The sequence below is a fragment of the Falsiroseomonas oleicola genome, from assembly GCF_019029495.1.
GTDB lineage: Bacteria > Pseudomonadota > Alphaproteobacteria > Acetobacterales > Acetobacteraceae > Falsiroseomonas > Falsiroseomonas oleicola.
Map to the genome: position 1 here is coordinate 61739 of NZ_JAERQM010000010.1, position 19844 is coordinate 81582.

22 protein-coding genes are annotated in these 19844 nt (G+C 68.3%); 20 read left to right on the top strand and 2 right to left on the bottom strand.

The window, feature by feature from the left end:
- Window positions 1-20 precede the first annotated feature (20 nt).
- The 8 genes from tpiA to JJQ90_RS24380 all read left to right on the top strand — a co-directional run bounded on the left by tpiA (window position 21) and on the right by JJQ90_RS24380 (window position 5710).
- Entirely contained in the window at window positions 21-749 is a 729-nt protein-coding gene (tpiA, locus tag JJQ90_RS24345; protein WP_216878993.1) for a triose-phosphate isomerase, read from the top strand.
- 97 nt (window positions 750-846) lie between these two features.
- Window positions 847-1092 (top strand): hypothetical protein, encoded by a 246-nt coding sequence (locus tag JJQ90_RS24350; RefSeq protein ID WP_216878893.1) that lies wholly within the window; start codon window positions 847-849, stop codon window positions 1090-1092.
- 141 nt (window positions 1093-1233) lie between these two features.
- Window positions 1234-1566: a preprotein translocase subunit SecG gene (gene secG, locus JJQ90_RS24355; protein WP_216878894.1), complete on the top strand. Its 333-nt coding sequence runs from the start codon at window positions 1234-1236 to the stop codon at window positions 1564-1566.
- A 107-nt stretch (window positions 1567-1673) separates the two neighbouring features.
- Window positions 1674-3311, top strand: a complete 1638-nt coding sequence (locus tag JJQ90_RS24360; RefSeq protein WP_216878895.1) for a CTP synthase — start codon at window positions 1674-1676, stop codon at window positions 3309-3311.
- The gene (locus tag JJQ90_RS24365) at window positions 3311-3475 is read left to right on the top strand and encodes a hypothetical protein (RefSeq protein ID WP_216878896.1); all 165 of its coding nucleotides are present in this window, start codon (window positions 3311-3313) and stop codon (window positions 3473-3475) included. The genes JJQ90_RS24360 and JJQ90_RS24365 overlap by 1 nt, the downstream gene beginning before the upstream one ends.
- A 59-nt stretch (window positions 3476-3534) precedes the next feature.
- Complete coding sequence (locus JJQ90_RS24370) at window positions 3535-3840, top strand: hypothetical protein (RefSeq protein WP_216878897.1); 306 nt, start codon at window positions 3535-3537, stop codon at window positions 3838-3840.
- A gap of 136 nt (window positions 3841-3976) precedes the next feature.
- Window positions 3977-5254 carry a phosphopyruvate hydratase gene (eno, locus tag JJQ90_RS24375; protein ID WP_216878898.1) on the top strand — a complete coding sequence of 426 codons (1278 nt, stop codon included), beginning with the start codon at window positions 3977-3979 and terminating at the stop codon, window positions 5252-5254.
- A gap of 147 nt (window positions 5255-5401) precedes the next feature.
- Window positions 5402-5710, top strand: a complete 309-nt coding sequence (locus JJQ90_RS24380; RefSeq protein WP_216878899.1) for an FtsB family cell division protein — start codon at window positions 5402-5404, stop codon at window positions 5708-5710.
- Here the strand turns inward: JJQ90_RS24380 and JJQ90_RS24385 are convergent.
- Window positions 5683-6915: an MFS transporter gene (locus JJQ90_RS24385; RefSeq protein WP_216878900.1), complete on the bottom strand. Its 1233-nt coding sequence runs from the start codon at window positions 6913-6915 to the stop codon at window positions 5683-5685. The two genes, JJQ90_RS24380 and JJQ90_RS24385, sit on opposite strands and share 28 nt — an antisense overlap.
- A 232-nt stretch (window positions 6916-7147) precedes the next feature.
- Between JJQ90_RS24385 and pdhA the strand changes: the two genes are divergently transcribed.
- The 7 genes from pdhA (at window position 7148) to JJQ90_RS24420 (ending at window position 14292) form a co-directional block, all read left to right on the top strand.
- A complete protein-coding gene (gene pdhA / locus JJQ90_RS24390) occupies window positions 7148-8179 on the top strand; it encodes a pyruvate dehydrogenase (acetyl-transferring) E1 component subunit alpha (RefSeq protein WP_216878901.1) in 1032 nt (343 codons plus the stop codon).
- A 1-nt stretch (window position 8180) separates the two neighbouring features.
- Window positions 8181-9545, top strand: coding sequence for a pyruvate dehydrogenase complex E1 component subunit beta (locus JJQ90_RS24395; protein WP_216878902.1), 1365 nt, complete (start codon window positions 8181-8183; stop codon window positions 9543-9545).
- 12 nt (window positions 9546-9557) lie between these two features.
- Entirely contained in the window at window positions 9558-10865 is a 1308-nt protein-coding gene (locus tag JJQ90_RS24400; protein ID WP_216878903.1) for a pyruvate dehydrogenase complex dihydrolipoamide acetyltransferase, read from the top strand.
- A gap of 70 nt (window positions 10866-10935) precedes the next feature.
- On the top strand, window positions 10936-11424 hold the full coding sequence (locus JJQ90_RS24405; protein WP_329959513.1) for a GNAT family N-acetyltransferase: 489 nt from the start codon (window positions 10936-10938) through the stop codon (window positions 11422-11424).
- Window position 11425: 1 nt separating this feature from the next.
- Complete coding sequence (gene lpdA, locus JJQ90_RS24410) at window positions 11426-12820, top strand: dihydrolipoyl dehydrogenase (RefSeq protein ID WP_216878904.1); 1395 nt, start codon at window positions 11426-11428, stop codon at window positions 12818-12820.
- Window positions 12821-12829: 9 nt separating this feature from the next.
- Window positions 12830-13822, top strand: a complete 993-nt coding sequence (gene lipA / locus JJQ90_RS24415) for a lipoyl synthase (protein WP_377100098.1) — start codon at window positions 12830-12832, stop codon at window positions 13820-13822.
- A complete protein-coding gene (locus JJQ90_RS24420; RefSeq protein WP_216878906.1) occupies window positions 13822-14292 on the top strand; it encodes a type II toxin-antitoxin system RatA family toxin in 471 nt (156 codons plus the stop codon). The genes lipA and JJQ90_RS24420 overlap by 1 nt, the downstream gene beginning before the upstream one ends.
- 4 nt (window positions 14293-14296) lie before the next feature.
- Here the strand turns inward: JJQ90_RS24420 and JJQ90_RS24425 are convergent, their stop codons facing one another.
- Window positions 14297-14929: a hypothetical protein gene (locus tag JJQ90_RS24425; RefSeq protein ID WP_216878907.1), complete on the bottom strand. Its 633-nt coding sequence runs from the start codon at window positions 14927-14929 to the stop codon at window positions 14297-14299.
- Between the two features lie 146 nt (window positions 14930-15075).
- On the opposite strand from JJQ90_RS24425, the gene JJQ90_RS24430 reads away from it, so the two are divergent.
- The 5 genes from JJQ90_RS24430 to JJQ90_RS24450 all read left to right on the top strand — a co-directional run bounded on the left by JJQ90_RS24430 (window position 15076) and on the right by JJQ90_RS24450 (window position 19837).
- Window positions 15076-15723 carry a glutathione S-transferase family protein gene (locus JJQ90_RS24430; RefSeq protein WP_329959514.1) on the top strand — a complete coding sequence of 216 codons (648 nt, stop codon included), beginning with the start codon at window positions 15076-15078 and terminating at the stop codon, window positions 15721-15723.
- 54 nt (window positions 15724-15777) lie between these two features.
- On the top strand, window positions 15778-16845 hold the full coding sequence (locus JJQ90_RS24435) for a threonine aldolase family protein (RefSeq protein ID WP_216878909.1): 1068 nt from the start codon (window positions 15778-15780) through the stop codon (window positions 16843-16845).
- A 70-nt stretch (window positions 16846-16915) separates the two neighbouring features.
- Entirely contained in the window at window positions 16916-17803 is an 888-nt protein-coding gene (locus JJQ90_RS24440) for a TauD/TfdA dioxygenase family protein (protein WP_216878910.1), read from the top strand.
- Window positions 17803-18546 carry a FadR/GntR family transcriptional regulator gene (locus tag JJQ90_RS24445; RefSeq protein ID WP_216878911.1) on the top strand — a complete coding sequence of 248 codons (744 nt, stop codon included), beginning with the start codon at window positions 17803-17805 and terminating at the stop codon, window positions 18544-18546. Before JJQ90_RS24440 ends, JJQ90_RS24445 begins: the two co-directional genes overlap by 1 nt.
- A 31-nt stretch (window positions 18547-18577) precedes the next feature.
- Window positions 18578-19837: an ABC transporter substrate-binding protein gene (locus tag JJQ90_RS24450; protein ID WP_216878912.1), complete on the top strand. Its 1260-nt coding sequence runs from the start codon at window positions 18578-18580 to the stop codon at window positions 19835-19837.
- The last annotated feature ends 7 nt before the right edge of the window (window positions 19838-19844 follow it).

Here is a 19844-nt window from a genome sequence, read left to right on the forward strand (position 1 = left end):
AGATGCCCGTGACCCCCGGAATCCGCCCCCTCATCGCCGGCAACTGGAAGATGCATGGCACGTTGCGGGAGGCGGTGGCGCTGGCCGAGGCGGTGCAGGCCGGGGCTGCCGGTCTGCCGGCGGACCTGCTGATCTGCCCGCCTTTCGTTCATATCCCGGCCCTGGCCGCGATGGCGGGGCGGACGGTGGCCTTGGGCGCGCAGGATTGCCATGCGGCGGCCAAGGGCGCGCATACCGGCGACACCTCCGCCGCCATGCTGCGGGACATCGGCGCCACCCATGTGATCTTGGGCCATTCCGAACGCCGCGCCGACCATGGTGAGACCGATGCCGTGGTCCAGGCCAAGGTGAAGGCTGCGCTGGCCGCAGGTCTGGTGCCGGTGGTCTGCGTCGGCGAGACGGAGGCGCAGCGCCTGGCGGGGGAGGCGGAGGCCGTGGTGCGCCGGCAGCTCGCCGAGTCGCTACCGGACGATTTCGCCGGCATCATCGCCTATGAGCCGGTCTGGGCCATCGGCACCGGCCGCACCCCGACCGAGGCCGACATCGCCGCCATCCACGCCACCATCCGCGACAGCCTGGTGGCGCGATTCGGCGCGGCGGGGCAGGGCACGCATATTCTCTATGGCGGCTCGATGAAGCCGGGCAATGCGAAGGCGATCCTGGCTTTGGCGAATGTCGATGGCGGGCTGGTCGGCGGCGCCAGCCTGGTCGCGGCGGATTTCCTGGCCATCGCCGCGGCAGCGGAATAGGCGAGGGGGGGGGGTCCAAATCGAAGTCGATCTGAAATTTCTGGCTGCTGGGCTACGCCTAGCCTAGAATCATCGCCCCAGACGGGACAGGCAGCCCATGTCCACCTCCACTGAATTCGCGCGTTTCATGGCCGATCACGCGACGGCCGAGGCCCGGCAGGGTCTGCTCGCCGAACTTGGCGTCAACCCTGCCCCAGCCCGGCTCGCCGGCTGGGCGCGCAGCCGCGGCTATGAGCTGACGGAGGCGGATTTCCAGCCCCGGCCCATCAGCGACGCCGAATTGGACCAGGTGGCCGGCGGGGCGCGCCCGCCGCCGCCGCATATATTGCTATTTATGGGCTGAGCCGGATCGGCGGAGAGGCCGCCCCGCTCCGCACCTAAACCTGCTTCGCCGCGAAGCCTGACTCTCGGCGCGACCAGCCGGCAGGGAGGCGTAACGGCGACGCTGGTCATGACCGGCCAGACCCGCTAGAAGGCGCCCGCCATGACCAATCTCCTCCTCGTCTTTTTCCTGCTTGTCACCCTGGCGCTGATCGGGGTCATTCTCGTGCAGCGCAGCGAGGGTGGCGGCCTGGGCATCGGGACGTCCCAGGGCATGGGCGGCTTCATGTCCGGCCGCGGCACCGCCAACCTGCTGACGCGGACCACCGCGGTGCTCGGCACCATCTTCATGGCGCTGGCGCTGGTGCTGGCCATGCTCGGCAAGGGCCAGGCGCCGCGCGGCTCCATCCTCGACATGCCGGCGGGCAGCCCGCCGGGCGCCGCCGCACCGGCCACCCCGGTGGCTCCGGTCGCGCCGACGGTGCCCAACAACTGAGTTTCCATCCCCGCGCGACACCCGCGCAGGGAGCATGCCTGCCACAATCGGTTCCAACACGCCGGACGGGTTCCCAGACCCGCCCGGCTTCGCTATGAGGGGCGTCCATGACGCGGTTCGTATTCGTCACCGGCGGCGTGGTTTCATCCCTCGGCAAGGGCATCGCAGCGGCATCGCTGGGCGCCCTTCTCCAGGCGCGCGGCTACAAGGTGCGCCTTCGCAAGCTCGACCCCTACCTCAATGTCGATCCGGGCACGATGTCCCCGTATCAGCATGGCGAGGTCTATGTGACCGATGACGGGGCGGAAACCGACCTCGACCTGGGCCATTACGAGCGGTTCACCGGGGTCCACGCCTCCAAGCTCGACAACTGGACCACGGGCCGGATCTATTCGGACGTGATCGCGGCCGAACGCCGCGGCGACTATCTGGGCGGGACCGTGCAGGTCATTCCGCACATCACCGACAAGATCAAGGCGGTGATCCAGGCCGAGACGGATGGCTACGACTTCGTCCTCGTCGAGGTCGGCGGCACCGTGGGCGACATCGAATCGCTGCCCTTCCTGGAGGCTATCCGCCAGCTCGCCAATGAGCTCGGCCCGACCCGCAGCCTGTTCATCCACCTGACCCTGGTGCCCTACATCTCCTCGGCCGGGGAGCTGAAGACCAAGCCGACGCAGCACAGCGTCAAGGAACTGCTGGGTGTCGGCATCCAGCCCCAGATCCTGCTCTGCCGCTGCGACCGCCAGATCCCGGAAAGCGAGCGCCGTAAGATCGCGCTGTTCTGCAATGTGCGCCCGGAATCGGTGATCCCGGCCTATGACGCCGACAGCATCTATTCCGTGCCGATCAGCTACCATGCCGAGGGCCTGGACCGCGAAGTGCTGCGGCACTTCAACCTCTCCTTCTACGGCGAGCCCGACATGCGGCGCTGGGAGAAGATCGTCCAGTCGATCCGCGCGCCGGAGGGCGAGGTGACCATCGCGGTGGTCGGCAAGTATACCAACCTGCTCGACAGCTATAAGTCGCTGGCCGAGGCGCTGGCGCATGGCGGCATCGCCAACAATGTGAAGGTCAAGCTGAACTGGGTGGACAGCCAGGTCTTCGAGGCGGGCGACGAGGAAGCCGTCAAGCAGCTTGAAGGTGTGCACGGCATCCTGGTGCCGGGCGGCTTCGGCGAACGCGGTTCCTCCGGCAAGATCGAGGCTGTGCGCTTCGCCCGCACCCGCAAGATTCCCTTCTTTGGCATCTGCTTCGGCATGCAGATGGCGGTGATCGAGGCGGCGCGGAATCTGGTCGGCCTCAAGGGCGCTTCCTCCACCGAATTCGGCACCTGCGCGGAGCCGGTCGTCGGGCTGCTGACTGAATGGACCCGTGGCAACCAGGTGGAGACCCGGACGGCCGGTGGCGACCTGGGCGGCACCATGCGGCTGGGCTCCTATGTCGCGAAGCTCGCCGAGGGCTCCCTTGTGCGGGGTGTCTATGACGGCGCGGCCGAGGTCACCGAACGCCATCGCCACCGATTCGAGGTGAATGTCGGCTATCGCGAGCGGCTGGAGGAGGTGGGCATGCGCTTCGCCGGCATGTCCCCGGACGGCTCGCTGCCGGAGATCGTCGAGATCCCGGACCATCCCTGGTTCATCGGCGTGCAGTTCCATCCTGAGCTGAAGTCCAAGCCCTTCGAACCGCATCCCCTGTTCAAGGGATTCATCGCCGCCGCGGTGCGGCAGGCGCGGCTGGTCTGATGGACCAGCAGGCGAGGCTGCGGCGCTTCGGCATCGGCATGGCCGTCACCCTGGTGGGGACGGCGGCGGCAGGCTTCCTGTTCGGCTCGCTGGCCGTGCCGCTGGCGCTGGCCGTCGGGCTGGGCATCACGCTGTTGCTGGGTGGCGGTCGCGGCAAGGGTTGACGGCAACGTTACGCCTGCCGTCAAGGATTTCGTCACCCTTTTGGGGTGCAATGCCCGCCATGCGCACATTGACGGGTGTTTCAGGCGTCGAATCCTATCTGTTCGAACCGGGCGACCTGGTGCGCCTGGTGCGGGACGAGGGTGGGTCCGTGAATACGGCCCGCGCCGGGGATTGGGGGCTGGTCACAAAGGTGCACCCCTGCGGCGCGCTGGACCTCAAGCTCGCGGGCTACAGCCGGACGAAGGACTCGCTGCTGACCCGCGCTGTCGCCGTGCCCTGTGGTCGGGTGGAGCCCTGCGACCGCCAGGGCATGCCACTGCGGCGCGGCTTCGCGGCGGTGTGGGATACGCGGCGGCCACGGTAACGTCACAACCCCCCCCCGCATGGCGCCGCGTCGCGGAGTTGCTGCCAAAGGGGCAAGTCGCCTGGGGCGGCTTGCCGATCTGGCGCCGGACCTTTAAGCGCGACCGGGAATTCTCCCCCGATCCGGAGCCCCGCCCATGGCCGCCATCGCCGATATCATCGCCCGTGAGGTCCTCGACAGCCGGGGCAACCCGACGGTGGAGGCGGAGGTGGTGCTGGACTCCGGCGCCATCGGCCGGGCCATCGTGCCCTCCGGTGCCTCCACCGGCGCGCATGAGGCGGTGGAGCTGCGGGACGGGGACAAGGCCCGCTTCGGCGGCAAGGGCGTGCAGAAGGCCTGCGCCCATGTGGAAGGCGAGATCTTCGACGCCATCGGCGGCATGGACGCCGCCGAGCAGGTCAAGATCGACGAGACGATGATCGAGCTGGACGGCACGCCGAACAAGTCCCGCCTCGGCGCCAATGCCATCCTGGCGGTGTCGCTGGCCACGGCGAAGGCCGCGGCGGCCGATCTCGACATGCCGCTGTATCGCTATGTCGGCGGCGTCTTCGCCCGCACCCTGCCGGTCCCGATGATGAACATCATCAATGGCGGCCAGCACGCGGACAATCCGATCGACATCCAGGAATTCATGATCATGCCGGTCGCCGCCGGCACGATCGCCGATGCGGTGCGGATCGGCTCGGAGGTCTTCGCGCAACTCAAGAAGCAGCTGCACGATGCGGGCCACAACACCAATGTGGGCGATGAGGGCGGCTTCGCGCCGAATATCGGCAGCGCCGAGGAAGCGCTGGGCTTCATCAGCAAGGCCTGCGAGAAGGCCGGCCACCGGGTGGGCGAGGATATCCTGTTCGCCCTGGATAGCGCCGCCACCGAGTTCTACAAGGATGGCCGCTACGTGATGGAAGGCGAGGGCAAGACCTTCGATTCCGGCCAGATGGTGGACTACCTGGAAGCCCTGACGAAGAAGTTCCCGATCGTCTCGATCGAGGACGGCATGTCCGAGGATGACTGGGAGGGCTGGAAGCTGCTGACCGACCGGCTCGGCGGCAAGGTGAACCTGGTCGGCGACGATCTTTTCGTCACCAACACCGAGCGGCTTCGCCGTGGCATCGAGACGAATACGGGAAATGCCATCCTGGTGAAGGTCAACCAGATCGGCACGCTGACCGAGACGCTGGAGGCGGTGGAGATGGCGCATCGCGCCGGCTTCAAGGCGGTGATGAGCCACCGCTCCGGCGAGACCGAGGATGCGACCATCGCCGACCTCGCCGTCGCCACCAATTGCGGGCAGATCAAAACCGGCTCGCTTTCCCGTTCCGACCGCACGGCCAAGTACAACCAGCTGATCCGCATCGAGCAGGATCTGGGCTCGGCGGCTCGTTATGCCGGGCGGAGCGTGCTGCGCCGCTAATTGAGCGTTAAGTTGTTGCAGGGGCTCGAATCCGCTGGACAGGCGGGGGCGGGCCCCTGTCTTATGGGGGCGTCGGCCGGGGGGCTCGCGAGCGTGTCGGATATGTATCTGCCGCCAGTACGGCGGGGGGGTTTTGGGGCTTGGCTGATGCGGAGGCTGCGGGCGGCTGTCCTGCCCTCCGTATTCCTGGCCACCAGCGGCTATTTCATCTGGCATGCGGTGCATGGGGAGCGTGGGCTGATCGCCCGCGACCATCGTCTGGAGCGCCTGCAGGAGGCGCGCCTGGAACGTGACCGGGTGATGGTGGAGCTGGAGGCGGCGGAGCGCCGCGTCGCCGGCCTGCGCGGCGACCGCCTGGACCGCGACCAGCTGGATGAGCGGGCGCGGCAGACGCTGAACCTCGTCGGCAAGGACGAGATCGTGGTGCCCTATGAGGCCGAGCGCCGCCTGTTCTGATCGAGGCCCCGCATCTGATCGAGGCTGGGCAGGGCGCGCAGCGGCGCCAGCGGGCTGAGGGCGACGGCCAGCAGGGACAGGCCGAAGCCGAGCATGGCCAGCCACAGCGCCGCTGGCAGGCCGAAGCCGGTGGCGATACCGCCACCGATCAGCGCCCCCAGGGGGCGCACCCCGAACACCGCCACCTGCATCACCGCGCCGACCCGCCCGAGCAGCGCCATCGGCGTCACCGCCTGCCGCAGGCTGGTCTGCGCCACCTGCCACAGCATCGGCCCGAAGCCGAGCAGCCCCATGCAAAGGGCAAGCGTGACGAAACCCGGCGCCAGCAGCAGGGCGGCCATGCCCAGCACCGACAGGCCCGGCCCTGACAGCAGCACCTGCCCGAGCGGCAGCATCGTGCTGATCCTCGGTGCGGCCAATGCGCCCAGCACCAGCCCCGCGCCATAGGCGCCGAGCGCCAGGCCGGCCGTGGCGGCATCGAGGCCCAATGGCCCCAGGGCCAGCGGCACGGCAACAGCCATCAGTGCGAAGAAGCCGGCATTCCAGGCAATGGCGGCCAGGGCAATGGCGCGCAGAAGGGGTTGCGCCAGGACGAAGCGCGCACCCTCCGCCACCGCCGCGCCAAGGCCCGGCTGGGTGGCGCGGGGCAGGGCGGTGGGCGCCGGCAGCCGCCAGGCCAGCAGCGCCGCCACCAGCCCGGCCAGGGCCGCAAGGCCAAGCCCGGCCTGTGGCAGGCCCCGTGTGGCGAGGATGCCTGCAATGGGCGCCGCCGCCAGTGTCGCCAGCGCCCGGCCCAGTTCCAGCCGTGCGTTGGCCGCCGGCAAGGCTGGGCGTTCGACCAGGGAAGGCAAAAGGGCAAAGCTGGCCAGTGCGGCCGCCACCACCCCGCTCGCGCCGAGGAAGCCGGCCAGTCCGAGCAACACCGGCTGCCCCGCCAGCGGCAGCGCGAGGCCGAAGCCCAGCGCCGCCAGCAACCCGCCGGCGGCCAGCAGGCGCCGGCGGTCCATGCGGTCCGCCAGCACGCCGGCGGGCAGGGCCACCAGCAGCCAGGCCATGCCCTGGGCTGCCACCAGGGCGCCCGTCAGGCCGGGCCCGGCGCCCAGGGACAAGGTCGCGATCAGCGGCAGGGCGGCGAGCGCCAACTGGTCCGCTCCATGCAGGGCGGCGAAAATCAGTGGCAGTTTTAGACGGTCGGGCGGGGACATGCGGGGCCTTGTTCCGGAATCTTGCGGGACCCGGGGTGCCCCGGGCACGATTCGGGCGCCATCCGGCGGTTGCGCCGCAATGACGAAAACCGGGCCAAAAGTCAGTTAACCGCAATTCAGTTAATCTCTATATTGCGCTGCACAATCAACATCTTCCCCGCGAAAGACCTGCTTGCACGGGGCACGCCGCGCGCGTAGATGCGGTGGAGGGAAGCTCTGAGGAGGACACCGCATGGCCGAAGCCGCCACCCGATCTGCCCGCGGCAAGGGGGCCTCCAAGGGGGCCAACCAGCCTTCCATCAGCAAGGACGAGCTGACCCGCGCCTATCGCGACATGCTGCTGATCCGACGCTTCGAGGAGAAGGCCGGCCAGCTCTACGGCATGGGCCTGATCGGCGGCTTCTGCCACCTGTATATCGGGCAGGAAGCGGTGGTGGTCGGCATGCAGCTCGGCCTGAAGCCGGGCGACCAGGTCATCACCTCCTACCGCGACCACGGCCATATGCTGGCCACCGGCATGGAGGCCCGCGGCGTGATGGCGGAGCTGACCGGCCGCATCGGCGGCTATTCCAAGGGCAAGGGCGGGAGCATGCACATGTTCTCCCGCGAGAAGGGCTTCTATGGCGGCCATGGCATCGTCGGCGCGCAGGTGTCGCTCGGCGCCGGCCTCGCCTTCGCCAACTGGTACCGCAATGACGGTGCGGTCGCGCTGGCCTATTTCGGCGAAGGCGCGTCGAACCAGGGGCAGGTCTATGAGAGCATGAACCTGGCCGCCCTGTTCAAGCTGCCCTGCGTCTTCGTTATCGAGAACAACAAATACGGCATGGGCACCAGCGTGGAGCGCGCTAGCGCGTCCCGCGACCTGTCGAAGAACGGCGCGCCCTGGGGCATCCCCGGGGAGCAGGTCAACGGCATGGATGTGGTCGCGGTGAAGGAGGCGGGCGAGCGCGCCATCGCCCACTGCCGCGCCGGCAACGGCCCCTATCTGCTGGAGATGAAGACCTACCGCTACCGCGGCCACTCCATGTCCGACCCGGCCAAGTACCGGACGCGGGAGGAGGTGCAGAAGATGCGCGAGCAGAACGACTGCATCGAGACCGCGCGCAAGATGCTGCTGGAGGTCTTCGACACCAGCGAGGCCGCGCTGAAGGTGATCGACGACGAGGTGAAGGCCATCGTGCAGGACAGCGCGGAATTCGCGCAGACCTCGCCGGAGCCGGATGAGAGCGAATTGTGGACGGACGTCCTGGTGGAGTCCCGCTGAGATGACGCAAATTCTGATGCCCGCCCTCAGCCCCACCATGACGGAGGGCAAGCTGGCCCGCTGGCTCAAGGCGGAAGGCGATGCGGTGAAGGCCGGCGACGTGATCGCCGAGATCGAGACCGACAAGGCGACCATGGAAGTGGAAGCCGTCGATGAGGGCACGCTGAGCAAGATCCTGGTGCCCGAGGGCACCGAGGGTGTTTCGGTGAACACCCCGATCGCGGAGCTGGATGACGGCAGCGTGGCGGCCCCCAAGGCGGAAGCCCCGAAGGCCGAGGCGCCCAAGGCTGAGCCCGCCAAGACGGAAAAGATGGAGACGGCGAAGCCCGCCGCCGCCTCGGTGCCGGCCCAGGCCGCCGCCGCGCCGGAGAAGGACTGGGGCGCGACCCGGCCGATGACGGTGCGCGAGGCGCTGCGCGACGCCATGGCGGCGGAGATGCGCGCCGACAAGGACGTGTTCCTGATGGGCGAGGAAGTCGGCCAGTACCAGGGCGCCTACAAGATCAGCCAGGGGTTGTTGGACGAGTTCGGCCCGAAGCGCGTGATCGACATGCCGATCACGGAACACGGCTTCACCGGCATGGCGGTGGGCGCGGCGATGACGGGCCTCAAGCCCATCGTCGAGTTCATGACCTTCAACTTCTCGATGCAGGCGATCGACCACATCGTGAATTCGGCGGCGAAGACGCTGTACATGTCGGGCGGCCAGCTCGGCTGCCCCATTGTCTTCCGCGGCCCGAACGGCGCGGCCAGCCGCGTCGCGGCCCAGCACAGCCAATGCTATGCCAGCTGGTACGCGCATCTGCCGGGCCTGAAGGTGATCGCCCCCTGGTCGGCGGCGGATGCCAAGGGCCTGCTGCGGGCCGCGATCCGCGATCCGAACCCGATCATCTTCCTCGAGAACGAGATCCTCTACGGCCAGACCTTCGACTGCCCGGTGGATGAGGATTTCATCCTGCCGATCGGCAAGGCGAAGGTGGAGCGCGAGGGCACCGATGTGACCCTGGTGGCCTTCTCCATCATGGTCGGCATGGCGATGCAGGCGGCGGAGGAACTCGCCGCGCAGGGCATCAGCGCGGAGGTCATCAACCTGCGCACGCTTCGGCCGCTGGACATCGAGACGGTCGTGAAGTCGGTGAAGAAGACCAACCGGCTGGTCACGCTCGAGGAAGGCTGGCCCTATGCCGGCATCGGGGCGGAGGTCGCCATGCAGATCCTGGAGAACTGCTTCGACGACCTGGATGCGCCGCCGGTGCGCGTGCATGGCCTTGATATCCCGATGCCCTATGCCGCGAACCTGGAGAAGCTGGCCCTGCCGCGCCTCGAACAGGTGATCGAGGCCGCCAAGCGCGTGACCTACAAGTAAGGGAGGCAGCTCATGGCCACGAACATCCTGATGCCGGCGCTGTCCCCCACCATGACCGAGGGCACGCTGGCGCGCTGGCTGAAGAACGAGGGCGACACGGTCAAGGCCGGCGACATCATCGCCGAAATCGAGACCGACAAGGCGACCATGGAAGTGGAAGCCGTGGATGAGGGCGTGCTGGGCAAGATCCTGGTGCAGGGCGGCACCGCCGGCGTGAAGGTCAACGACCCGATCGCCGTGCTGGTGGAGCCGGGTGAATCCGCCGATGCGGCGCCGGCGCCGAAGGCCGAGGCTCCGAAGGCAGAGCCCGCCAAGTCAGCGCCCGCGCCGGAGACGCCGAAGACGGAGCCAGCCGCCGCACCGAAGGCGGAAGCCCCGAAGACCGCCGAATCCGGCGACCGCACCATCGCTTCGCCCCTGGCGCGTCGCATGGCGGCCCAGGCCGGGCTGGACCTCGGGGCCATCAGCGGTACCGGGCCGAATGGGCGCATCGTGAAGACGGATGTGGAGGCCGCGCTGGCCAAGCCGCAGGCCGGCAAGCCCGCGCCGGCACAGGCTGCCGCGCCGGCTCCTGCACCTGCCGCCGCCCCGGCGCCCAAGACCCCGGCGCCCGCCATCACGGCGCCGCACACGGCCATTCCGAACAGCAGCATCCGCAAGGTGATCGCGCGGCGGCTGTCGGAATCGAAGCAGACGGTGCCGCATTTCTACGTCACCATGGATATCGAGATCGATGCGCTGCTGAAGCTGCGCTCGCAGCTGAATGCGACCTCGCCCAAGGATGGCCCGGGCGCCTTCAAGCTTTCCGTGAACGACCTGGTCATCAAGGCCGCCGCGGTCGCGCTGCGGCGCCTGCCGCAGGTCAATGCGACCTGGACCGAGGAGGCGATCCTCCAGTACCACGACGTCGATATCTCGGTGGCCGTCAGCATCCCGGATGGGCTGATCACGCCGATCATCCGAAAGGCGGACCAGGCGGGCCTGGCCTCGATCAGCAACCAGATGAAGGATCTGGCGGCGCGGGCCAAGTCCGGAAAATTGAAGCCGGAGGAGTTCCAGGGCGGCGGCTTCTCCATCTCCAACATGGGGATGTACGGCGTCAGCGACTTCTCCGCGATCATCAACCCGCCGCAGGCCGGCATCCTCGCCGTCTCCGCCGGGCAGCAGCGGCCGGTGGTGAAGGATGGGGCGCTGGCGATTGCCACGGTGATGACCTGCACGCTGTCCGTCGATCACCGCGTGGTGGACGGCGCGTTGGCGGCGGAATGGATCGCCACCTTCAAGAAGATCGTCGAGGAACCGCTGAGCCTGATGCTTTAGCGGGTTCCGGGAGAAGCCCTCTCCACCCAATGGGGGGAGAGGGCTTTCGCCCTTTGCTGAAAGGCTGCATGTGACCAGCGGTTTCACCCTGCGCGACGCGACCGTGGCGGATCTTCCGGAAATCCTCCGCTTGGTCCGCGACCTCGCCGAGTACGAAAAACTGCTGCACGAGGCGGTGGGGACGGAGGCCGATTTCCGCGAGGCCCTGTTCGGCCCCACGCCCCGCGTCTTCTGCATCCTGGCAGAGCGCGAGGGCCGCGCCATCGGCCAGGCGATCTGGTTCTACAATTTCTCGACGTTCACCGGCCGCCCCGGCATCTATCTCGAAGACATCTATGTCGAGCCGGAACACCGCGGCCTCGGCGTCGGCGGCGCCTTCTTCCGGCGTCTGGCGCAGCGCGCGGTGGCGGAAAACTGCACGCGGATGGAATGGCAGGTGCTCGACTGGAACGCGCCGGCCATCAAGTTCTATGACCGCATCGGCTCGGAAAGCCGCGATGAATGGCGCATACGGCGCCTCTCGGGTGACGCTCTGCGTGCCCTGGCAGGAGACTCCTGAAATGGCCGAGACTTTCGATCTCGTCGTCGTCGGCGGCGGCCCTGGTGGCTATGTCGGCGCCATCCGCGCCAGCCAGCTCGGCATGAAGGTCGCGCTGGTGGAGCGTGAGAACCTGGGCGGAATCTGCCTCAACTGGGGCTGCATCCCTACCAAGGCCCTGCTGCGCGCCAGCGAAATCAATCATTTGCTCCATACCCTGGATGCCTATGGCTTCGCCGCCGACAACATCCGCTTCGATTTTGCGAAGGTGGTGAAGCGTAGCCGGCAGGTGGCGGGGCAGCTCTCGGGTGGCGTGAAGCACCTGATGAAGAAGAACAAGGTTTCCGTTTTTGACGGCCACGGAAAGCTGGCCGGCCCGGGCAAGCTTTCGGTCACCAAGGACGGCAAGCCGGTGGCAGAGCTTGCCGCGAAACACATCCTGCTGGCGACCGGCGCGCGGGCGCGCGTCCTGCCGGGGATGGAGCCGGACGGCAAGCTGATCTGGTCCTACCGGGAAGCGATGACCCCGGCCGCTCTGCCGAAGAAGCTTATCGTCATGGGCTCCGGCGCCATCGGCTCCGAATTCGCCAGCTTCTACCTGAACATGGGCGCCGAGGTCACGCTGATCGAGGTGATGGACCGCATCCTGCCGGTGGAGGACGAGGAAATCTCCGCCTTCGTCCACAAGGCTTTTGCCAAGCAGAAGATGCAGATCATCACCGGCGCCCGCGTGCAGGGCGTGCGCAAGGGCGCGGACAGCATCACCGCCATCGTGGAAGCCGGCGGCAAGGTGCAGGAAATCACCGCGGGCCGCATGATCTCCGCCGTCGGCATCGTCGGCAATGTGGAAGACCTCGGCCTGGAAGGCACCAAGGTGAAGGTGGACCGCACCCACATTGTCACCGACGCCTTCGGCAATACCGGCGAACCGGGCGTCTATGCCATCGGCGACCTCACCGGCGCCCCCTGGCTGGCCCATAAGGCGAGCCATGAGGCGGTGATCTGCGTCGAGGCCATCGCCGGCAAGCACCCGCATGCCATGGATGTGCTGAACATCCCCGGCTGCACCTATTGCCGCCCGCAGGTCGCCAGCGTCGGCCTGACGGAGAAGAAGGCCAAGGAGCTCGGCCATGAGGTCCGCGTCGGCCGCTTCCCCTTCATCGGCAACGGCAAGGCCATCGCAATGGGGGAGCCGGAGGGCCTGGTGAAGACGGTGTTCGACGCCAAGACCGGCGAATTGCTGGGCGCCCATATGGTCGGGCCGGAAGTCACGGAGATGATCCAGGGCTACGGCATCGCCCGCACCCTGGAATCCACTGAGGCCGAGCTGATGCACACCGTCTTCCCGCATCCGACGGTTTCCGAGACCATGCATGAGTCGGTGCTTGATGCCTATGGCCGGGTGATCCACATCTAGGCCATGGCCATTCGCGTCGAAATCAACCACGCCCGCAACGCCGCCGAGACCTCGGCGGCGGTGGCGAAGACCGGCGCCGAAAGGCATCCGGAAAAGGCGAAGCGCCCGGACAACCCGATCCAGCGGAAGCCGGACTGGATCCGGGTGAAGGCGCCGACCAGCCCGATCTACCGGGAAACCCATGCGCTGATGCGCGCCAATGGGCTGGTCACGGTGTGTGAGGAGGCGGCCTGCCCGAATATCGGGGAGTGCTGGTCGCAGCGCCACGCCACCATGATGATCATGGGCGACACCTGCACCCGCGCCTGTTCCTTCTGCAACGTCATCACCGGCATGCCGAAGGCGCTGGATACGGACGAGCCGCGCCGGGTGGCCGATGCGGTGGCCAAGCTCGGCCTGCGCCACGTCGTCATCACCAGCGTGGACCGCGACGACCTGGCCGATGGCGGGGCGGAGCATTTTGCCCAGACCATCCGCGCCATCCGCGCCGCGGCGCCCGAAACCACCATCGAGATCCTCACCCCCGACTTCCTGCGCAAGGACGGGGCGCTGGAGGTGGTGATCGATGCGCGTCCCGATGTGTTCAACCACAATCTGGAAACCGTGCCGGCGCTGTACCCCACCATTCGCCCCGGCGCGCGCTACTACCATTCGCTGCGGCTGCTCGACCGGGTGAAGCAGCGCGACCCCTCCATCTTCACCAAGTCCGGCATCATGGTCGGGCTGGGGGAGAAGCGGATCGAGGTGCTTCAGGTGATGGACGACCTGCGCAGCGCCGAGGTCGATTTTTTGACCATTGGCCAGTACCTGCAGCCTTCGGTGAAGCATGCGGCGGTGGACCGTTTCGTGACGCCGGATGAATTCGCCGATTATGGACAGGCGGCGCGCGGCAAGGGTTTTCTCCTGGTCTCCGCCACGCCGCTGACCCGGTCCAGCTACCATGCAGATCGCGATTTCGCGGCGCTGCGGGATGCGCGCGCCGCCAAGCTGAAGGCCGCCTGATGCCCACCCATGCGGAAAAGCGCGTCCTGCCCTACACGCAGGAACAGTTGTTCGACATGGTGGCGGATGTGCGCCGCTATCCGGAGTTCCTGCCCTGGTGCGTCGGCGCGCGCATCGTCTCCCGCACCGAGGACGAGCTGGTCGCGGATCTGACCATCGGCTTCAAGATGTTCCGCGAAACCTTCCGCAGCAATGTCACGCTGGAACGGCCGCATCATGTGCATGTGCGCTACCTGACCGGTCCGTTCCGTTATCTCAACAACCATTGGCGCTTCCGCACCGTCGCCAACGGGACCGAGGTGGATTTCTTCGTCGATTTCGAGTTCAAGTCGCGCCTGCTGCAGGCCGTCATCGGCACCGTCTTCAACGAGGCGGTGCGGCTGATGGTGCGGTCCTTCGAACGCCGCGCCGCCAATCTGTACCGCCGGGCGCCACCGCCGGCCGCCGCGACGCCCGCGCCTTCCGCCTGAAGGTTTACGACGTCCGACCGCAATGCCTGCCATTCGGCAGGTAGGGCCAGAACAGCATGTCCTGCCGGTAGAAGCGTTCCAGCGCCGCCGGGCCGGCCAACATCTCCGGCACGCCGAGGCGGAAGGCCAGGTACAGGTCCTCCGGCTTCAAGCCGCGATTGCGCTCGGCATCCAGCCAGTCATCCTGCGCGCCATGCTGGATCTTCGTCACAAGGCTGCGATTCAGCTCCCGCACCAGCTCGCGCGCCTCCGGCAGCCAGGCGCCGTATTTCGCGCCAGGGGTGGTGGCGGTGATGGGGATCTTGCGGAAGCCGGCATTCTCCTGCCGCCAGCAACTCATGATGTCGTAGTCGGAGACCATCAGCAGGCCGCTGGGGCTGGTCACGGCGCCGGATGTGCCGCTTTTCGCCGTGGTCACCGCGGTCTTCGCCGGCAGCAGCCCGTGCAGCGACCGCGCGGCCAGGTTGGGGCAGCGAAACATCAGCAGCACGGCGCGGGCGGCGGTGACCTGGCGGATCGTCATGACATCCTGCGGGTCGAAGCCGCTGTCGCGGGCATGGCGGATGTCGCTGGCCGAGGCGCCGGCACGTATCGCCGCCGCCTCCCGCTGATCCGCCAGGATGTCCCCGATGCTCACCTGCAACCCGCTCATCTACCAGCGCCCGATGTCATGAGGGCGCGAGGGAAGCACGGCCCCTCGATGGGCGGATGGCGCCGGCGTTGCGCGCTGTTTCACGACTTTGCGTCTGCCACGGCGCGGGGAATCGGGGCAGGCTGCGCGGCGTGGGATACATCCTCTACGGCGATGCCGGCTCCGGCTCCGCCCCGGTCGAGATGGCGCTGGCGGAGGTCGGCGCTGCGGTGGAATTGCGCGCGGTGCCGCTGGAGGGCGACCACCAGCTTCGCGCCGACTATCGCGCCATCAATCCCATGGGCCGGCTGCCGACGCTGATCCTGCCGGACGGCACGGTGATGACCGAAAGCCTGGCGATCCTGGTGACGCTCGCCGATATCCACCCACGCCTTCTGCCGCCACCGGGCGATCCCGGGCGGGCGCGGGCGCTGCGCTGGATGGCGCTGCTGGCGGGCGAGTTCTACCCGCAGATCACCCGCTGGGATTACCCAGCCCGCTTCGGCGTCAGCCCCCACCAGCACCAGGCGCTGCGCGATGGCGCGCTGGCCATGGCGCGCGACGTGATGCGGGTGGTGGAGGCGCATGCCGGCCTGACCGGCGACCCGGCCGCGCCCTTCCTGCTCGGCACCCAGTTCACGGTGGCCGACATCTACCTCGCCGTGCTGTCGCGCTGGGCAGAGGGCCGGGTCTGGACACCCGCCAACCTCCCAAAAATCGAGGCGCTGGCCCAGGCGGTGGCACGGCGCCCGGCCATCGCGCCGCTCTGGCAGCGCCACGGGCTCGCCACCCCGGCTTGACGTTGCGGGCCGGGCATAGCGGAGTGCGCCAGCACAACGCCGGAGCCTTGCCGCATGGTCCACGCCCCCGAACGCCCGCCCGCCGGCGCGCCGCCCGTCCGCATCAACCTGTATTCCGACACCCAGACCAGGCCCAGCCCGGCGATGCTGGACGCCATGATGCGGGCCGAGGTCGGCGACGAGCAGCATGGTGACGACCCCACCGTGCATGCCCTGTGCGACCGCATGGCGGCGCTGATGGGCAAGGAGGCGGCGGTGTTCATGCCCTCCGGCACCATGTGCAACGTGGCCTCCACTTTGGTGCATTGCCGCCCGGGGGAGGAGATCATCGCGCATGAGACGGCGCATATCCTGACCAGCGAGGGCGGCGCCCATGCGGCGCTCGGCAGCGTCCAGATCCTGCCCTTGAAGGGTCCGCGCGGCATGTACACGCCGGATGCGCTGCGTGGCGCCCTGCGCGGCAAGTCGCGCCACACGCCGACGCAGCGGCTGGTGGAGGTGGAGCAGACGGCGAATACGGGCGGCGGCGCCGTCTGGGCCAAGGCGACGCTGGATGAGATCGCCGGCATTGCCCATGGTGCGGGCCTTTCCACCCATATGGACGGCGCCCGGCTGATGAATGCCTGCGTCGCCGCCGGCGTCGCGCCGGCCGATATGGCGGCGGGCTTCGACAGCGTCTGGCTGGACTTCACCAAGGGCCTCGGCGCGCCCCTCGGCGCCGTGCTCTGCGGCTCCTCCGAATTCATCGACGAGGCCTGGCGCTGGAAGCAGCGGCTGGGCGGCGCGATGCGGCAGGCGGGTGTCTGCGCGGCCGGCTGCCTCTATGCGCTGGACCACAATGTCGACCGGCTGGCGGAGGATCACGCCAATGCCAAGGCGCTCGCCCGCGGCCTGGCGCAGATGGAGGGGGTGGAGGTGCAGGACCCCGACACCAACCTGGTCTTCTTCACCATCCCCGGCACCGGCGTGGCGGCGACGGAGTTGGTGCGGCGGGTGCGGATGGAAGGCGTGGCCCTGTCCCTGCTCGGCGGGCGGCTGCGCGCCTGCACGCATCTGGATGTGACTGCGCCGATGATCGACCAGGCACTCTCCGCGATCCGCACTGCGCTATCGAGGGGGTAACAAATTTGCCTTGACAAATTGGGATGCGCCTCCGAGGCTTCCTGACAAATATGTTCGGAGGACGCATCCCATGCTCAAGGAAGCCTTGGTCGAAGCCCCGGCCCGGATCCGGGCCGTGCCGACTGGTGGCGCGCTCGGCGCAGACATCCATGGCTTCGATCCCGCGAAGCTGACCGACGAGGCCATGGAGACGGTCCGCCAGGCGCTGCTCGACCACCTCGTCATCCGCATCCGCGACACCAACATCGATGACGAGGCCTTCGAGCGCTTTGGCGCCCGCTTCGGGGAACTGCTGCCCTCACCGGACTTCACACGCTCCCGCCCCGTCTATCTCGAGAATGCGCGCTACGTGACCATCATCTCCAACGTCACGGAGGATGGGCAGCCGATCGGCGAGCATGGCGATGGGGAGCTGCACTGGCACACCGACCTCGCCTTCACCGACACACCCTCCGCGCTGACAATGTTGTTGGCGCGGGAAGTGCCGCCCAGCGGCGGCAATACCAGCTTTGCCAATATGTACTCGGCCTATGAGGTGCTGCCACCGGAGACCAAGGCGCGCATCGCCCGGCTGCGCATGAAGCACCAGGCCAGCCACAACGCCCAGGGCGGCCGCCGCCCCGGCTACAAGGATATCGAGACAGATGATGTGCGGGAGATGCCGGGGCCGATCCATCCCATCGTCCGCACCCATCCGCTGACCGGCCGAAAGGCGCTGTATCTGGGCCGCCGCTTCGGCGCCTATATCCCCGGCCTACCCCTGGCGCAGAGCGAGGCGCTGTGTGACGAGCTGTTCGCCACGGCCAATGACCCGGCGCGGGTCTGGTCGCAAAGCTGGCGGGTGGGCGACCTGGTGATCTGGGACAACCGCTGCACCATGCATCGGCGCGAGGCTTTTACGGGCCAGGGCCGCCGCCGCATGCATCGGCTGACCACGCGCGGGGAACGCCCGGTTTGATGTCGGGCGCGCCGTCAGCCCCTGCGGCACCGCGCCAGCCTTCCCTGGCGGAGCGGCTGGAGGAACAGCTGCGCCGTCTGATCGATCGCGGGGATTTCCCGCGCGACTGCAAGCTGCCGACGGAGTTCGAGCTGTGCCGGCGCTTCGGCGTCAGCCGCCCCATCGTCCGTGGCGCGCTCGCGCGCCTGCGGGAGCAGGGCTATGTCAGCTCCCAGCAAGGCTCGGGCAGTGTCGTGCTGCGCGGGCCGGATGCCGGTGCGATGCGCTTCCCGGCCGTCGCCACGGTCGCCGATGTCGAGCGCTTCTACGAATTCCGCATCGCGGTGGAGGGTGAGACGGCCCAGCTCGCCGCGCTGCGCCATACGCCGGAGACCCTGGCCGAGATCGAGGCGGCGCTGCGGCAGGCGGAGGAGCTGGCACCGCTCGGCGCGCCGGAGCTGGTGCGGGACACCAATTTCCGCTTCCACCGCGCCGTCGCCCGCGCCTCCGGCAATGGCTTCTTCGTGGCGACGCTGGAGCAACTGCCGAACCTGATCGGCCTCGGCCCGGTCGAGGTCCGGAATTTCGGCATCGACGACCCGGTCGCGCGCGCCCGGCTGATCGCCGCCGAGCACCGCAACATCCTGGACGCGATCCGGCGCCGTGACGCGGCCTTGGCCCGCGCGGAAATGCAGGCGCACATCGCCGCCGCGCGACAGCACATCTACCAGCGCCAGCCCATCGGACTCGTGCCATCGGGCTGAGACAACATGCATGGGGGAGGAAATAACAAATATGCAAATCACCCGCCGGGCCCTTCTGGGCAGCGCCTCCGCGACAATGCTTGCCGCACCTGCCCTGGCGCAGGGACGCCGCTTCGTCATCATGAGCCATGCGGTGCATCAGCGCGCCGTGACCGGGGCCGCCGGCGGCGACAGCAGCGCTGCCTGGAAGCAGCAGGCGGGGGTTGAGACCGAATGGCTGACCTTCGGCGTCGAGGCGGTGCATGAGCGCGTCTATCGCGAGGCGGCACTGTCCCAGGGCGGCGTCGACGTCGCCTTCCTGCTCGACCGCTACACCGGCCCGCACGTCGCCCCGCTGTTCGAGGATCTGCGCCCCTTCATGGAGGCCGAGCCGCTGGAAACGGCGGATGAGATCGCGGCCACCATGTACGGCTCGCACAATTTCCGCGGCAAGCAGACCGGCATCCCCTATCGCCACGCCACCCACGGCTTCTTCTACAACAAGGCGCTGCTGCGGGAGCGGGGGGTTGAGGTACCGACCACCTTCGCCGAGATCATCGCCGCCGCCGACCGCCTGACCCATGCACGCGCCGACGGAACCCGCGTCGCCGGCTTCGCCAATTCCATGGACGACCCCTCCGGCACCATGGATCTCATCCGCGCCCATGGCGGCGACTTCATCACCCAGGACTATCGCTTCGTCGGCGATGCCGAGCCCGCCGTGCGCGCCGTGGCGCTGCTGCGCGATTGGTTCCGCCGGGGGGTGCTGCCGCGCAACGTGATGACCTTCAAGACGGAGGAGGTCATCACCGCCATGCAGCAGGGCCGGGCGGCGATGACGACCCAGCCCTTCGGCCGCTTCATCAACTACAACGATGCGCGCCAGTCGCGCTTCGCCGGGGAGATCGCGGTGGCGCCGATCCCGATGGCCGGCAGCACGGATCTCGCCCCGGCCAAGACGTCCGTCTGGGCGATGGCGATCCCGCGCAATGCCCGCGACAAGCGTCTGTCCTGGTCCTTCATCCGGGAGGTTTCGTCCCGCGCCAGCACCATCCGCGCCGCGGTGAACGGCAATGGCCCGGTGCGCAGCTCCGCCTATGACGATCCCAAGGTGCGGGAGATGGCGCCCTTCCTGGCCATCGAGCAGCGCGTCCTGCCACATGCGCGGCTGACCGTGCCGGGCTTCGAACAGGCGGGGCGGTCGATGGACATCTTCATGGAGGAGGTGCAGCGCGCCATGCTGGGGCAGGCGGAGCCGCTGGCGGCGATGCGCAGCGCCCGCAGCCGCATCGAACCCCTGCTGCCGGCTTGAGCGCCGC